General features: G+C 71.2%; 17 protein-coding genes. 9 read left to right on the plus strand and 8 right to left on the minus strand.

Going from position 1 to position 14,265, the window contains the following annotated elements; genetic code table 11:
• Positions 1-26: 26 nt before the first annotated feature.
• Complete coding sequence (dusB, locus tag IO40_RS0105870; protein ID WP_016468865.1) at positions 27-1,193, minus strand: tRNA dihydrouridine synthase DusB; 1,167 nt, start codon at positions 1,191-1,193, stop codon at positions 27-29.
• Between the two features lie 125 nt (positions 1,194-1,318).
• Positions 1,319-1,729: an ATP-binding protein gene (locus tag IO40_RS33180; protein WP_031174977.1), complete on the minus strand. Its 411-nt coding sequence runs from the start codon at positions 1,727-1,729 to the stop codon at positions 1,319-1,321.
• A 201-nt stretch (positions 1,730-1,930) separates the two neighbouring features.
• Between IO40_RS33180 and IO40_RS0105880 the strand changes: the two genes are divergently transcribed.
• A complete protein-coding gene (locus IO40_RS0105880) occupies positions 1,931-2,800 on the plus strand; it encodes a helix-turn-helix domain-containing protein (protein ID WP_031174978.1) in 870 nt (289 codons plus the stop codon).
• On the plus strand, positions 2,797-3,027 hold the full coding sequence (locus IO40_RS35565) for a DUF397 domain-containing protein (RefSeq protein ID WP_078659718.1): 231 nt from the start codon (positions 2,797-2,799) through the stop codon (positions 3,025-3,027). The genes IO40_RS0105880 and IO40_RS35565 overlap by 4 nt, the downstream gene beginning before the upstream one ends.
• A 94-nt stretch (positions 3,028-3,121) precedes the next feature.
• Here the strand turns inward: IO40_RS35565 and IO40_RS0105885 are convergent, their stop codons facing one another.
• Positions 3,122-3,706, minus strand: a complete 585-nt coding sequence (locus IO40_RS0105885; RefSeq protein WP_031174979.1) for a TetR/AcrR family transcriptional regulator — start codon at positions 3,704-3,706, stop codon at positions 3,122-3,124.
• 185 nt (positions 3,707-3,891) lie between these two features.
• Here IO40_RS0105885 and IO40_RS0105890 point away from each other — a divergent pair, with 185 nt between their 5' ends.
• Positions 3,892-4,839, plus strand: coding sequence for an alpha/beta fold hydrolase (locus IO40_RS0105890; protein WP_031174980.1), 948 nt, complete (start codon positions 3,892-3,894; stop codon positions 4,837-4,839).
• A 30-nt stretch (positions 4,840-4,869) separates the two neighbouring features.
• Here IO40_RS0105890 and IO40_RS0105895 read toward each other — a convergent pair whose 3' ends face one another.
• From IO40_RS0105895 to IO40_RS0105905, 3 genes are all read right to left on the minus strand, one after another.
• A complete protein-coding gene (locus tag IO40_RS0105895) occupies positions 4,870-5,562 on the minus strand; it encodes an MOSC domain-containing protein (protein ID WP_033228928.1) in 693 nt (230 codons plus the stop codon).
• Positions 5,563-5,620: 58 nt separating this feature from the next.
• Entirely contained in the window at positions 5,621-5,815 is a 195-nt protein-coding gene (locus tag IO40_RS0105900; protein ID WP_031174982.1) for a GNAT family N-acetyltransferase, read from the minus strand.
• A gap of 96 nt (positions 5,816-5,911) precedes the next feature.
• Positions 5,912-7,012: an NADH:flavin oxidoreductase/NADH oxidase gene (locus IO40_RS0105905; protein ID WP_016468874.1), complete on the minus strand. Its 1,101-nt coding sequence runs from the start codon at positions 7,010-7,012 to the stop codon at positions 5,912-5,914.
• 98 nt (positions 7,013-7,110) lie between these two features.
• Here IO40_RS0105905 and IO40_RS0105910 point away from each other — a divergent pair, with 98 nt between their 5' ends.
• Positions 7,111-7,452 carry an ArsR/SmtB family transcription factor gene (locus IO40_RS0105910; protein WP_030406528.1) on the plus strand — a complete coding sequence of 114 codons (342 nt, stop codon included), beginning with the start codon at positions 7,111-7,113 and terminating at the stop codon, positions 7,450-7,452.
• Positions 7,453-7,534: 82 nt separating this feature from the next.
• Positions 7,535-8,272 carry an SAM-dependent methyltransferase gene (locus IO40_RS0105915; protein ID WP_031174983.1) on the plus strand — a complete coding sequence of 246 codons (738 nt, stop codon included), beginning with the start codon at positions 7,535-7,537 and terminating at the stop codon, positions 8,270-8,272.
• A 75-nt stretch (positions 8,273-8,347) separates the two neighbouring features.
• Here IO40_RS0105915 and IO40_RS0105920 read toward each other — a convergent pair whose 3' ends face one another.
• On the minus strand, positions 8,348-9,730 hold the full coding sequence (locus IO40_RS0105920; protein ID WP_030406526.1) for a glycine--tRNA ligase: 1,383 nt from the start codon (positions 9,728-9,730) through the stop codon (positions 8,348-8,350).
• Positions 9,731-9,924: 194 nt separating this feature from the next.
• On the opposite strand from IO40_RS0105920, the gene IO40_RS0105925 reads away from it, so the two are divergent.
• From IO40_RS0105925 to IO40_RS0105940, 4 genes are all read left to right on the plus strand, one after another.
• Positions 9,925-10,908: a metal ABC transporter substrate-binding protein gene (locus tag IO40_RS0105925; RefSeq protein ID WP_031174984.1), complete on the plus strand. Its 984-nt coding sequence runs from the start codon at positions 9,925-9,927 to the stop codon at positions 10,906-10,908.
• An 11-nt stretch (positions 10,909-10,919) separates the two neighbouring features.
• Entirely contained in the window at positions 10,920-11,723 is an 804-nt protein-coding gene (locus tag IO40_RS0105930; protein WP_016468879.1) for a metal ABC transporter ATP-binding protein, read from the plus strand.
• Positions 11,720-12,658, plus strand: coding sequence for a metal ABC transporter permease (locus IO40_RS0105935; RefSeq protein ID WP_016468880.1), 939 nt, complete (start codon positions 11,720-11,722; stop codon positions 12,656-12,658). Before IO40_RS0105930 ends, IO40_RS0105935 begins: the two co-directional genes overlap by 4 nt.
• Before the next feature lie 106 nt (positions 12,659-12,764).
• Entirely contained in the window at positions 12,765-13,187 is a 423-nt protein-coding gene (locus IO40_RS0105940; RefSeq protein ID WP_016468881.1) for a Fur family transcriptional regulator, read from the plus strand.
• 279 nt (positions 13,188-13,466) lie between these two features.
• Here IO40_RS0105940 and IO40_RS0105945 read toward each other — a convergent pair whose 3' ends face one another.
• On the minus strand, positions 13,467-14,240 hold the full coding sequence (locus tag IO40_RS0105945) for a TetR/AcrR family transcriptional regulator (protein ID WP_016468882.1): 774 nt from the start codon (positions 14,238-14,240) through the stop codon (positions 13,467-13,469).
• Between the last annotated feature and the right edge of the window lie 25 nt (positions 14,241-14,265).

Consider the following 14,265-nt stretch of genomic DNA (forward strand, 5'->3'; position numbering starts at 1 on the left):
GCCGGAAAACACGGAAGAAGCGGGCCTCAGCCGCCCGAGGTGTCCGCCTCGGCGTCCGCGCCGAGCGCCGTACCGCACTCGTACGGGTCAGCCAGCCAGCCGTCGGGCAGCACCACCTTGTTGCGCGAGTGGGTACGCCCACGCGGGCCGTCCGCGCCCTGCGGCCACTCCTGCGACAGGTCCAACTCGTCCAGCAGGCCGCGCAGCTCCGCCAGCGAACCGGCCACCGCCAGCCGCCGGCGCATCTCCGAGCCCACGGAGAACCCCTTGGTGTACCAGGCCACGTGCTTGCGGAAGTCGATGACGCCGCGCTCCTCGTCGCCGAGCCACTCCCCCAGCAGCCGCGCGTGCCGCACCATCACCTCGGCGACCTCGCGCAGGGTGGGCCGCGCGTACCCCTGCGAACCCTCGCCCGAGAGTGCGGCCACCAGATCCGCGAACAGCCACGGCCGACCCAGACAGCCCCGGCCCACCACGACACCGTCGCAGCCGGTCCGCCGCATCATGCGCACCGCGTCGTCCGCCGACCAGATGTCCCCGTTGCCCAGCACCGGGATCTCCGGCACGGCCTCCTTGAGCCGCGCGATGGCCTCCCAGTCGGCGGTACCGCCGTAGTGCTGGGCGGCGGTGCGGCCGTGCAGCGCGATGGCGGTGATGCCCTCCTCCACGGCGATCCGCCCGGCGTCCAGATACGTCAGGTGATCGTCGTCGATGCCCTTGCGCATCTTCATCGTCACCGGCAGCCCGCCCGCGTTCCCGACGGCCTCGTGCAGGATGGCGCGCAGCAGCGGACGCTTGTACGGCAGCGCCGACCCGCCGCCCTTCCGGGTCACCTTGGGTACGGGGCAGCCGAAGTTGAGGTCGATGTGGTCGGCCAGGTCCTCGTCGGCGATCATCCGCACCGCCTTGCCGACGGTCACCGGGTCCACGCCGTACAGCTGGATCGAACGCGGCTTCTCGCTCGCGTCGAAGTGCACGAGCTGCATCGTCTTCTCGTTGCGCTCGACCAGCGCCCGCGTCGTGATCATCTCGCTGACGAACAGCCCCCGGCCGCCCGAGAACTCCCTGCACAGGGTCCGGAACGGAGCGTTGGTGATCCCGGCCATCGGCGCCAGCACCACGGGCGGCTCGACCGTGTGCGGTCCGATCTGCAACGGCCGGCCGATCTGCGGCGAGGGGGCGGGCTCGGTCATGGGGCGGCGGTCCTTCTGGGGTCGGCGACGGACAGGGCGACTCCCCATTGTCCCCCATACGCGCCCACGCCCCGCGGGGGTGCACCGGGCACCCCCGCGGTGTGCGCGGACCCACCGGCGCCGGGTCACCCGGCCTCGGCGTCCCCCCTCAGCGCCAGGTGCACCCAGACGGTCTTGCCCGCGCCGACGCGGGGGCGCACGCCCCACGCCTGGGCGAGCGCGTCCACCAGCAGTAAGCCCCGGCCCGACGTCTCGTCCTCCGCCGGCTTGCGCAGCTCCGGCATCTCCCACTGGTATGAGTCGGACACCTCGACGACCAGGACACCTTCGCGGCGGCGCAGCACCAGTTCGAAGTAGTCGCCGATTCCCCGGGCGTGCAGCACCACATTGGTCGCCAACTCACTGGTGACGAGCACCGCCTGAGGGCTCACCCGCCCCAGCCGCCACTCTCTGAGCACCCTTGCGGTGTGGTTCCGCGCTCTGGACACGGAGCGCACATCGACACGGAACCTGGCAACGGCTGTTCGCCCGGACATGGGGCCTCCCCGGGGGCGGCAGAGCGGATGGAATCACGCTCCGCATTCCCGTGAGTGCGGTGCGTGATGGCGCTCACGTTAGAGGGGCCGCTCAACGTTGTGCAACTTTGCATTCAGAGAACACGCACGAAGCTGCGAGCCCAACTGCCCTCCGTGTACGGTTCGTTGCCGTGCGGAGTGCACGCACGGCAAGGAGAAGACATGCCCGCAGGTGGACGCCCTACGATGCGAAGCCGTCGCCTCGGCTCAGCTCTCCGCCGCCTCCGCGAGGCGGCACGGCTGGACCAGCAGCAGGCGGCCGAGTACATCGGCGGCTCCAAGGCCAAGATCAGCCGCGTCGAGGCGGGCCAGGTGGCCGCCCGGCCCGGCGACGTCCGGCTGCTGCTGGAGCTGTACGGGGTCCAGGACCCCGATGTCTCCCGACACCTTGAGCAGTTGGCCCGGGACTCCAACAAGCGGGGATGGTGGCTCAACTATGTCGTTCCGGACGGGTTCGGCGACTACGTGGCCCTGGAAGAGGACGCCACCTGCATTCGCAGTTGGCAGCCACTACTGATCCCCGGATTGCCGCAATCTCCCGAGTACACCCGCACGCTCGTGGAAGGGAACCCGAACGTCACAGACCCGGCGCTCGCCGAGCAGGTGGTCAAGGTGAGGCAGGAACGACGCCAGCGCGTCTTCGACTCGGGTACTCGTTTCACCGCTGTCATCGGAGAGGCCGCGCTCGCGTCACCGATACCGTCGAGAGCCGTCCACCTCGGACAGCTTGCCGACTTGTTGGAGAGCGCACAACGCCCGCACGTGACGGTGCAGGTACTCCCAGCCGCCGAATGGCACATCACGCGCTGCGCACCGGGGTTCGTGATGCTCTCCTTCGACGGCGAGTGGTCTCCCGCAGTGGTGAGCCAGGACATCCAGGACAACATCGTCATTGCCGAGGGCAGTGAACAGATCGCGCGCTACGCCACAGCCTTCGAAGCGTGTCAGGCCACAGCTCTGACACCCGGCAAGAGCGAGGAGTACATCCGGGACCTCCTTGAACGTCTCAGTGAGGAGCCGACTCAGCAGTGAAGCCCCCGCCCACCGTCACGTCCCCTTTCCGCAGGTCCTCGTACTCCGGGCCCGATCACAGCGAATGCGTCGAAGTCGCCATCACAGCCGACGGCGGGCGGGCGGTCCGCGACAGCAAGGACCCCGCACGCGGGACCGCATACTTCGGGCCCCACGCCTGGCAGGCGCTCCTCTCCCACATCCGGACGGCGCGAGCACCGCGCGAAGGGGCGCCCCCGCGCAGTTGAGGTGGCCGCCGGCACGGCTGGGGCGCGGGCCCCACCGCCCGCTCATCCGCCGCGCGAGCCGCAGAGGCGGAAGAGCCGTGCCGTATCCGGCTCCTTACCCGCGCAACGCCTGCGACAGCGCGTCGATCGTCACGCCGACGATCGACCGGAGCTGCGCCGGGCTCGCCCCGGCCCTGCTCATGACGGCGAGCGACTGGTTCACCGCCGCCGCGTGCACGGCGAAGGTCTCGGCGTCGTGGTCGGACAGTCGCCCGGCCTTCAGCGCGGTGCGCAGGCGCGAGTACTGGAGGTCGAGTGCCTGCTCGGCGTGCGCCGCGACACCCGGGCTCAGCACGGGGATCGACATGGCCGACTGGGCGATCAGGCACCCGTCGGGCAGTTCGGGGTCGGCGATGCGCTCAAGGGTGACGTCGAAGAACGCGCGGACGGCGGCGACGGGATCGGAGGCCGCGGATGCCAGTGCGGCCTCGTACTTCTCGCCGTAGCGCGTGGCGTAGAGATCAAGGCAGCGCAGGAAGAGCCGGTCCTTGTCGCCGAAGGAGGAGTAGAGGGAACTGCGGTTCAGGCCGGTGGCCCGGGACAGATCGTCCAGTGAGGTGTCGGCGTAGCCCTCGCGCCAGAACTGGATCATCGCGGCGTCGAGCGCCTTGTCCATGTCGAACTGCTTCTTGCCTGCCACGCGGGCACTTCCTTGCCGAGGTGTCGATGATGCGGTCCGTGTCGCACACCATTCTATCTTGAACCGCTCGGTTCAAGATGTGTTAGCGTTCAAACGTGGTCATGGCCAGGCACACCGCGCACTCGCGCCATCGCCGTCGGCTGCACCGTCCCGACCACACACCCCGACACCGACGGAGGAACCCCGTGACCGGCCCGGAAACCGACACTCCTTATGTCTCTTATGTCTCCGAAAGCAACCCCGTCCCCGACCTGCCTCTCCCGCCTCTGGCCGGGTTCACGCATCGCTGGATCGACGCGGGCGGCATCCGCCTCCATGTCGTCGAGGGCGGACAGCCCAGCGGCCCGGCCGTCGTCCTCCTCGCCGGATTCCCGCAGACCTGGTGGGCGTGGCGGAAGGTGCTGCCCGGCCTGACCCACCGGTTCCGCGTCCTCGCGATCGACCTGCCGGGGCAGGGCCACTCCGAGCGCCCGGAGCGCGGCTACGACACGCACACGGCCGCCGGGCACGTCCACGCGGCCGTGCAGGCGCTCGGAGTGCCGTCCTACTCTCTGGTCGCCCACGACATCGGCGCCTGGGTCGCCTTCTCCCTCGCCCTCCGCTTCGAGAGCCACCTGCGCCGGGTCGCCCTGCTCGACGCCGGGATTCCCGGTATCACCCTGCCGGAGGCGATCCCCACCGACCCGGACCGGGCGTGGAAGACCTGGCACTTCGCGTTCCACATGGTGCCCGACCTGCCCGAGACGCTGCTGGCCGGCCGGGAACGCGAATACGTCGACTGGTTCCTGAAGGCGAAGACCCTCTCCCCCGACACGTTCGACGACGCCGAGACCGACCACTACGCGGCGGCCCTCGCCGCCGACGGCGGCCTGCACGCCTCCCTCGCGTACTACCGGGACGCCGGGGAGTCGGCGCGCAGGAACCGCGAGGCGCTCGCGGCGCGGCACCTGACCCTGCCCGTCCTCGGGGTCTCCAGCAGCCACGGCTCCATTCCGGACATGGCCGCCTCCATCAGCCCATGGGCCGACGACACCACCGGGATCGTCGTGCCGGACGCCGGGCACTTCATCCCCGACGAGCAGCCCGAGGCCGTCGCTGCCGCGCTCACGGACTTCCTCACCGAGGACGACTGACCCCGGCGCACCCGCCGCGCGAGTTCTCCCTCACGTGGCAGTGCCGTACTTCGCGGTGTACTTCTCCGCGATCTCCCGTTGCTCCCGCTCCATCCACTCGGCGGCGACCAGGACCTCGGGGAGCCGCTTGCGTTCGGTCGTCACGGCGCGGAAGAGGGAGGCGACCGTGACGGGGTGGGCGGGACGGTGCAGGACGCGCACCTCGTCGCCCGCCCGCAGGGTGCCCGGAGTGAGAACGCGGAACATGACGCCGGGCGATCCGGAGAGCGTGAACCGGCGCAGCCAGCCCTTCGCGGGGGCCCAGCCCTGTTCGGCGACCCAGCCGGCGAAGGTCCGGCAGGGGATGCGGCCCCCGGTCGCCTCCAGCACCACCTCGTCGCCGATCCGCCACCGCTCGCCGACGAGAACCTCCCGCAGGTCGATCCCGGCGGTGGTGAGGTTCTCGCCGAACGCCCCGTGCGGGAGCGCGCACCCCAGATCGCGCTCCCATGCGTCGAGGTCTTCCCGGGCGAACGCGTACACCGCGCGGTCGTCGCCGCCGTGGTACCGCAGATCGCAGACCGCGTCGTCGCCGACGCCGCTCGCCCCGACGCCGGGAGCGCCGGGGGCGGTGACCCGCACGGGGGTGTGGACGGGGTGTTTGCCGATGCCGGTGGTACCGGAGGGCGCGTCCGTGTAGTCCACGCGCCGCGGCGGGCCGGTGTTCACGCTGAGCAGGTGCATGTCCGGGACGGTAACCCGCAGGTCGGACGCCCCGATGAGGGTTTCGCCATGCGGAACGTCACCGCTCACCGGCCGGTCCACGCAGCCGGTAGTGGTAGCTGTAGGCGTGGGTGAATCCGGCGCGGGCGTAGGGGGCGCGGGCGGCATGGTTGGTGCGGGACACCTGGAGGTAGAGGCCCGGGATGTGCTGCGCGCGGGCCCAGCGCGCACGAGTGGCCGGGCCCTGCCGGGAGCACAGAAGCGGAGACAGCACGAAGGCCGCCCGGTCGGTGCGGGCGGCCTTCGTGCGGGGCTCTTCCCCGGTGCTGGGGAGCAGGTCGCGGGCCCGGCGACGGGGCCCGCGCTGTGGTCAGGAGCGGTGGTACTGGATGGGGCGGCGCTGCTCGGCGCCCAGTTCCGCGGCGGCCTCGTTGGCCCAGTAGGGCCGGCGCAGCAGTTCGCGGCCCAGCAGGACGGCGTCGGCCTGCCCGGAGGCGATGATCTCCTCGGCCTGCCGCGGCTCGGTGATGAGGCCGACGGCGCCGACCGGCAGGTCGGTCTCCTTCTTGACCCGCTCGGCGAACGGCACCTGGTAGCCGGGGACGGCCTCGATGCGGGCGTCGGGCGCGTTGCCTCCGGTGGAGGTGTCGAGCAGGTCCACACCCCGGGCGAGGAGTTCCTTGGCGAGGCGGACGGTGTCGTCCCCGGTCCAGCCCTCGCGCTCGTCGTCGGCGTTCTCGGTCAGCCAGTCGGTGGCGGAGATCCGGAAGAAGAGCGGCAGTTCCTCGGGCCACACGGCGCGCACCGCGTCGACGACCTCCAGCGCGAAGCGGGTGCGGCCCTCGAAGGAGCCGCCGTACTCGTCGGTGCGGCGGTTGGTGTACGGCGAGAGGAACTCGTTGATCAGGTAGCCGTGGGCGCCGTGGATCTCCACCACCTTGAAGCCGGCGGCGAGGGCCCGGCGGGCGCTGTCGGCGAAGTGCTCGACGAGTTCGCCGATCTGCTCGCGGCTCAGCTCGGCGGGCGTGGTGCTCCGCTCGTCGAAGGCCAGCGGGCTGGGGCCGACCGGCTGCCAGCCGTGGTCCTGGCCTGGGGCGAGGGGCGCACCGCGCTGCACCCAGGTGCGCTCCGTGGACGCCTTGCGTCCGGCGTGTGCGAGCTGGATGCCGGGGACGGTGCCCTGCTCGGACAGGAAGCGGGTGATGCGGGTGAAGGCTTCCTGCTGGCGGTCGTTCCACAGCCCGAGGTCGTAGGGGGAGATCCGGCCGTCGGGGGTCACGGCGGTCGCCTCGACGAGGGCGAGGCCCAGTCCGCCGGCGGCACGGGAGCCGAGGTGGACGAGGTGCCAGTCGGTGGGAACGCCCTGCTCCGGTCCCTCGGGCGCCGCGCTGTACTGGCACATCGGCGCCATCCAGACGCGGTTGGGCACGGTCACCGACCGCAGGGTGAGGGGCTCGAACAGTGCGCTCACGGCGCTCTCCAATCGGTGCGGGGGTCCACTCGGCGTCCTACGATAAACGCCGTACTACGACGACTGTCAAATTTCGATGAGTGCCGTACTATGAGCCCGTGCCGACGACATCCGCCGTACGCGAACTCCCGCACCCCGAGCGGTCCGAGATCCGCCTGGAGCACGTGCTCCACGCGCTCGCCGACCCGGTGCGGCTGCGCATCGTCAACGCCCTCGGCGGCTACGGCGAAGGCGACGGCGGCGGCGCCACCTGCTCCCAGGTCGAGCTGCCCGTCTCCGCCTCGACGGCCACCCACCACTTCCGGGTCCTGCGCGAGGCGGGCGTCATCAACCAGTGCTACCGGGGCACCGCGAAGATCAACTGCCTGCGCCGGGCCGACCTCGACGCCCGCTTCCCCGGCCTGCTGGACGCGGTGCTGAACGCCGCCGCGCACATGTGACCGGTTCCACACGGAAACATGTGACCGGTTCCACCACGGAAAATCCCGGCCGCCGCGGGCCGTCGTCTGCCAGGGTGCGCACATGGACCGACAGACACGCTCCCTGATCGCGCACACCGACCATCCCGTCGAGGCCCCGCTCGACGACTCCTCCGTCGACCGCCTGCTGCGGCGGGCCCTGCCCCGCGGCGACGAACGGGTGCTCGACCTCGGCTGCGGGGAAGGCGCCTGGCTGCTGCGGGCCCTCCACCACCGCCCCGGGGTGACGGCGGAGGGCGTGGACGTCTCCGAGGAGGCGCTGGAGCGGGCCCGCCGGAACGCGAAGGAGGCCCGCGTCGAGGAACGGCTGACGCTGCACCGCACCGAGGCCGCCTCCTTCGCGGCGGCCCGCCCCTTCGACGTGGTGCTCAGCGTGGGCGCCGCCCACGCCTTCGGCGGACTGCTGCCCACCCTGGACGCCGCCCGCCGCCATCTGGCACCCGGCGGGGTGGTGCTGGCCGGGGACGCCTACTGGGAGCGGGAACCCAGCGGGCGGGCACGGGAGTTGCTGGGCGAGTACGAGGACCTGGCGGGCACGGTCGACAAGGTGACCGCCGACGGCTGGACGCCCGTCTACGCCCACCAGTCCACCCGGCACGAGCTGGACGACTACGAGTGGAACTGGACCGGCTCCCTCTCCCGCTGGGCGCTGGACAACCCCCACCACCCCGACAGCGCGGAGGCACTGCGGGCGGCGGACCGGCACCGCGAGGAGTGGCTGCGCGGCTACCGGGACAGCTTCGGCTTCGTCTGCCTGCTGCTGCGCCGCACCGTGGAGTGAGACGCGGCGGCCCGCACGACGAAGGGCCCGGCCCCCCGCGGGGGGCCGGGCCCTGTCGTTTCCGTCCGGTCGCGCTCAGCAGCCGATGAGGCGGGCTGCCAGGTAGCCCTCGATCTGGTCGAGGGAGACACGCTCCTGCTTCATCGTGTCGCGCTCACGCACGGTGACGGCGTTGTCGTCCAGTGTGTCGAAGTCGACGGTCACGCAGAACGGGGTGCCGATCTCGTCCTGGCGGCGGTAGCGGCGGCCGATGGCGCCCGCGTCGTCGAAGTCGATGTTCCAGTGCTTGCGCAGCGTCTCCGACAGGCCGCGCGCCTTCGGCGACAGCTGCTCGTTGCGGGACAGCGGCAGCACGGCGGCCTTGACCGGGGCCAGCCGCGCATCGAGGCGCATGACCGTGCGCTTCTCCATCTTGCCCTTGGCGTTGGGCGCCTCGTCCTCGACGTAGGCGTCCAGCATGAAGGCGAGCATGGCGCGGTTGACACCGGCCGCCGGCTCGATGACGTACGGCGTCCAGCGCTCGCCGGCCTCCTGGTCGAAGTACGACAGGTCGTGGCCCGACGCCTTGGAGTGGGAGGTCAGGTCGAAGTCGGTGCGGTTGGCCACGCCCTCCAGCTCGGAGAACTCGGTGCCGCCGAAGTTGAAGCGGTACTCGATGTCGGCGGTGCGCTTCGAGTAGTGGGAGAGCTTCTCCTTCGGGTGCTCGTACCAGCGGATGTTCTCCTCACGGATGCCCAGGTCCCGGTACCAGGCCCAGCGCTGCTCCATCCAGTACTCGTGCCACTTCTCGTCCTCGCCCGGCTTGACGAAGAACTCCATCTCCATCTGCTCGAACTCGCGGGTACGGAAGATGAAGTTGCCCGGCGTGATCTCGTTGCGGAACGACTTGCCCATCTGGGCGATGCCGAACGGCGGCTTCTTGCGCGAGGTCTGCTGGACGGCCGCGAAGTTGGTGAAGATGCCCTGCGCCGTCTCGGGGCGCAGATAGGTCATCGAGCCGGTGTCCTGGGTCGGGCCCAGATGGGTGGAGAGCAGCCCGGAGAACTGCTTCGGCTCGGTGAATCCGCCCTTGGTGCCGCAGTGCGGGCAGTTGATGTCGGCCAGGCCGTTCTCGGGCTCACGGCCGTGCTTCGCCTCGTACGCCTCGATCAGGTGGTCGGCCCGGAAGCGCTTGTGGCACGAGGTGCACTCGGTGAGCGGATCGGTGAAGGTGGAGACATGGCCCGACGCCTCCCAGACCTCGGGCGCGAGGATCACCGACGAGTCGATGCCCACCACGTCGTCGCGCGAGGTGACCATGGAGCGCCACCACTGGCGCTTGATGTTCTCCTTCAGCTCCACACCCAGCGGTCCGTAGTCCCAGGCGGCGCGCTGACCGCCGTAGATCTCACTGCAGGGGTAGACGAAGCCACGGCGCTTGCTGAGGCTGACAATTGTGTCGATCTTGTCGGCGGCCACGGTGCTCTCTTCGTTGACGACGAGACGGAATACCCCAGATTACTGGGCGTCGAGGGGTGGTCAGCAAATCGGTCCCGGGTACCCGCGGAAGCGATCTCCACCCTTGCCCGGGGGGCAATGTCGCATTCCGTGACGATCACGTAGCGCAATGCTTTAGTTGACAATCGTTTCCATTTCTCGTGAAAATGAGTGTCATGAACATCAGTCCCCGCCCCCGTCGCCTCATACGTACCAGCGCCGCCCTCACCGCCCTCGGCGTCGGCTCCCTGGCCCTCGCCGCCTGCGGAAGCGACACCGGGGACGACGGCAAGGTGCACGTCGCCGCCTCCTTCTACCCGATGGCCTATCTCGCGCAGCAGATCGGCGGGGACCACGTCGAGGTGCAGAACCTCACCAAGCCCGGCACCGAGCCGCACGACCTGGAGCTGAGCCCCAAGCAGACCGGTCAGCTCAGCGAGGCCGACATGGTCGTCTACCTCAAGGGCCTCCAGCCCGCCGTGGACGAGGCCGTCAAGCAGTCGGGCGTCAAGCACATCGCGGAGGCGACCTCCTTCACCACGCTGGAGAAGCACGGCACGGACGTGCACGGCGAGGAGGGCCACGACCACGGCCACGAGGAACACGGCCACGAGGGTCACGACCACGACCACGGCGGGGCCGACGGCGACCCGCACATCTGGCTCGACCCCGTCCGCTACGCCGAGGTCGCCGAGGGCGTCGGCAAGCAGCTTCAGAAGGCGGACCCGGACCACAAGAGCACCTACGCCAAGAACACCAAGGCCCTCGTCTCCCGTCTGAACACCCTCGACAAGGAGTTCCGGGACGGCCTCAAGGGCAAGAAGACCGACACCTTCATCACCACGCACGCCGCCTTCGGCTACCTCGCCGAGCGGTACGGCCTGCACGAGGAGGCGGTCTCCGGCATCGACCCGGAGTCCGAGCCCAGCGCCGCCCGGATGAAGGAGCTGCACAAGGTCGCGAAGAAGGACGACGTGGACACCGTCTTCTTCGAGAACAACGCCAGCGACAAGACGGCCCGCACCCTGGCGAAGGACCTGCGGCTCAAGACGGGCGTGCTCAGCCCGCTGGAGAGCGTCGAGCACCCCGGCAAGCAGGACTACTTCTCCGTGATGCACCAGAACCTGACCGCGCTCAAGACCGCGCTCGGCGCGCAGTGAGGACGTGAGGCATGACGAGAAAGACAGCGGCACCGGGCGGCCCGGCCACCGCCGAGGGCCCGCCCGCCGTCGCGCTGCGCGGGGCCACCGCCTCGCTGGGCGGACGGCCCGTGCTGCGCGGCGTGGACCTGACGGTGGCGCCCGGCGAGACGGTCGCGCTGCTGGGGGCCAACGGCTCGGGGAAGTCCACCACCATCCGCGCGGTGCTCGGCCAGGTGCCGCTCACCGGCGGTGAACTGGAACTCTTCGGCACCCCGCTGGCCCGCTTCCGCGACTGGCAGCGGCTCGGCTACGTACCGCAGCGCTCCACCGCGGCGGCCGGGGTACCGGCGACGGTCCGCGAGGTGGTGGCGGCCGGACGGCTGGCCCGGCGCAAGTTCCGCCCGCTGGGCCGCGCCGACAAGGCGGCCGTACGGCACGCCCTGGAGCAGGTCGGCATGGACGACCGCGCCAAGGACCCGGTCGACGCGCTCTCCGGCGGCCAGCACCAGCGGGTGCTGATCGCCCGGGCGCTGGCCGCCGAACCGGAGCTGCTGATCATGGACGAGCCGCTGGCCGGCGTGGACGTCGGCAACCAGGAGGCGCTGGCCGCCACCTTGCGCGAGCAGGTCGACCAGGGCACCTCCGTACTGCTCGTCCTGCACGAGCTGGGCCCGCTCGCCCCGCTGATCGACCGCGCCGTGGTGCTGCGGGACGGACAGGTGGAGCGGGTGGACAACCCGGACCGGCTGCACGACCTGGCCTGCCACCCGCACGGCAGCGAACCGGCCGAGGCGGCACCGGCACCCAAGATCGAGACGGGGTCCCTCACATGATCGAGATGCTGGACTTCCCCTTCATGCAGCGTGCGCTGCTCGCCGCGCTGCTCGTGGGCATCGCCGCTCCCGCCGTCGGCATCTATCTGGTGCAGCGCCGGCAGGCGATCATGGGCGACGGCATCGGTCACGTCGCGCTGACCGGTGTGGCGCTGGGCTTCCTGCTGAGCACCAACCCGGTGTGGATGGCGGTGCTCGTCTCCTCACTGGGTGCCATCGGCATGGAGCTGATCCGCTGGTACGGCAAGGCGCGCGGTGACATCGCGCTGGCCATGCTCTTCTACGGCGGCATGGCGGGCGGCGTCATGATCATCAATCTGTCGCCGAACGGCTCGAACGCCAACCTCACCACGTACCTGTTCGGCTCGATCACCACCGTCTCGGCCGAGGACATCGTCGCCATCGTCGGGCTGTCCGTCTTCGTGCTGCTCGTCTCCCTCGGTCTGCGACGGCAGCTGTTCGCCGTCTGCCAGGACGAGGAGTTCGCCCGCGTGACGGGGCTGCCGGTACGGCTGCTGAACCTGCTGCTCGCGGTGACGGCGGCGGTGACCGTCACGGTGGCCATGCGGGTGGTCGGGCTGCTGCTGGTCAGCGCTCTGATGGTGATTCCGGTGGCGGCGGCGCAGCAGGCCACCCGCGGCTTCGCCGCGACCCTGGGGCTCTCGGTGGGCTTCGGCGTGGTGGTGACCCTCTCGGGGACGGTCACCTCGTACTACGCGGACGTGCCGCCCGGCGCCAGCATCGTCGTCCTGGCCATCGTCCTGTTCGGCATCATCACGGCCCTGGCCGCGCCACTGGCCCGGCGCCGGTACCGGAACGGGTCCGACGGGCGGGACGGGGCTGTCCCCGGCGGGGGCCGAGGGGGCACCCTGGTGGCAGGCGGCGGGACGGCGGCCGACGGGCCGGAGGCGTCCCATCGCCCCACCAGGGTGTAATACCCGCGGTCCGGGTGCGCCTGGCACAATGGGTCGTCGCGAACGCCCGCGCCGACCCAGATCGCCCGGCGACTCCCCGGAGCCGACGAACGTAAGGAGCCAGAGCGTGACCACCGCAGGTCCCCCCGTACGCGGCCGGTCGACCCGGCAGCGCGCCGCCGTCTCCGCCGCACTCGCCGAGGTCGAGGAGTTCCGCAGCGCCCAGGAACTGCACGACATGCTCAAGCACCGGGGCGACTCGGTGGGGCTGACCACGGTCTACCGCACCCTCCAGTCCCTCGCCGACGCCGGCGAGGTGGACGTGCTGCGCACGGACGAGGGCGAGGCCGTCTACCGGCGGTGCCGCAGCGACGACCACCACCACCATCTGGTCTGCCGCAACTGCGGCAAGGCGGTGGAGGTGGAGGGGCCCGTCGTCGAGAAGTGGGCGGCCTCCGTGGCCGCCGAGCACGGCTTCGTGGACGTGGGTCACACGGTCGAGATCTTCGGCACCTGCGGGGAGTGCGCCAAGCGCGCCCAGGACTCCTGAGACCGGCCCCGCCCCGGCTCCACCCCGCCCGGCCCCCCTTCGCGCACACGCGCTCCGAGGGGGGCCGTGGCGTGTCCGCGGGGGGCCGTGGCGTGTCCGCCGGGGGGCCGTGGCGTGTCCGCCGGGGGGCCGTGGCGTGTCCGCCGGGGGCCCGGCACGGCCGGCTCCGGCGTGGGGAACGGCCGGCTCCCCGGTCACGGCGGACCGGGACGGCCGGCTCCGGTTCCGGGGCGGCCGGCTCCGCCCCCGGTGTGGGCCGGCTCCCCGGTCCGGGGACGGTCAGCTCCGGTTCTGGCGGCGGGCGACGAGGGCGGCGACGCCGTCGAGGATCACGGCCAGACCGAAGTCGAACTCCGCCGTGCCCGTCTCGTCGTTCGTGTCCTGCACCTCGCCGGAGCCCAGCAGTTCCCGGATGGCGGGGAAGTCCCCGGTGCGGGTCAGCTCCGACAGCAGTTGCCAGTAGCGCAGTTCGGCCTTCTCGGGCTCGGCTTCGCTGTCCCAGCCCGCCTCCGCGATGTCCGCGACCAGTGAGCTGTGGCTGCGTACGTATCCGTTGAGGGTGATCAGCACCCCCAGCTTCTCCTCACCGTCCAGCCCGGTGTGCCGCAGATATCCGAGGGCCTGCTCCATCCACATGACGCTGTGGGGGCTCAGCGGCGGGGTGCTGATGGGGATGCGCACCATCCAGCGGTGGCGGGCCATCACATCGGCGTAGGAGCGGGCCCAGTGCTCCATGCCGGCCCGCCAGCCCTCGGCCGGGTCCGGGCCGGGGACGGGGAGGCCGACGGCCTCGTCCTCCATGAGGGTCAGCAGGTCGTCCTTGCCGGAGACGTAGCGGTAGAGGGCCATCGTGGAGACGCCGATCTGAGTGGCGACGCGGCTCATGGAGACCGCGCCGAGTCCCTCGGCGTCCGCGACGGCGATGGCGGCCGTGACGATGCGCCGTACGTCCAGCCCGCGGGCCGGACCCCGGCCGGGGCGTTCCCGCAGCCCCCAGGCGATGGCCACACCCTCCGGCAGTCCGCCGGGTGACTCCTGGTCCTTCTTCGCCATCGGGGCGTTCCACCTTCCGGCTTGC

Source organism: Streptomyces albus subsp. albus, from assembly GCF_000725885.1.
Classification (GTDB): domain Bacteria; phylum Actinomycetota; class Actinomycetes; order Streptomycetales; family Streptomycetaceae; genus Streptomyces; species Streptomyces albus.

Coding starts and splice junctions, on each gene's coding strand:
- dusB (WP_016468865.1), bottom strand. CDS start 1,193: ATGACCGAGCCCGCCCCCTCGCCGCAGATCGGCCGGCCGTTGCAGATC.
- IO40_RS33180 (WP_031174977.1), bottom strand. CDS start 1,729: ATGTCCGGGCGAACAGCCGTTGCCAGGTTCCGTGTCGATGTGCGCTCC.
- IO40_RS0105880 (WP_031174978.1), top strand. CDS start 1,931: ATGCCCGCAGGTGGACGCCCTACGATGCGAAGCCGTCGCCTCGGCTCA.
- IO40_RS0105895 (WP_033228928.1), bottom strand. CDS start 5,562: ATGCACCTGCTCAGCGTGAACACCGGCCCGCCGCGGCGCGTGGACTAC.
- IO40_RS0105915 (WP_031174983.1), top strand. CDS start 7,535: ATGGACCGACAGACACGCTCCCTGATCGCGCACACCGACCATCCCGTC.
- IO40_RS0105925 (WP_031174984.1), top strand. CDS start 9,925: ATGAACATCAGTCCCCGCCCCCGTCGCCTCATACGTACCAGCGCCGCC.
- IO40_RS0105930 (WP_016468879.1), top strand. CDS start 10,920: ATGACGAGAAAGACAGCGGCACCGGGCGGCCCGGCCACCGCCGAGGGC.
- IO40_RS0105935 (WP_016468880.1), top strand. CDS start 11,720: ATGATCGAGATGCTGGACTTCCCCTTCATGCAGCGTGCGCTGCTCGCC.
- IO40_RS0105945 (WP_016468882.1), bottom strand. CDS start 14,240: ATGGCGAAGAAGGACCAGGAGTCACCCGGCGGACTGCCGGAGGGTGTG.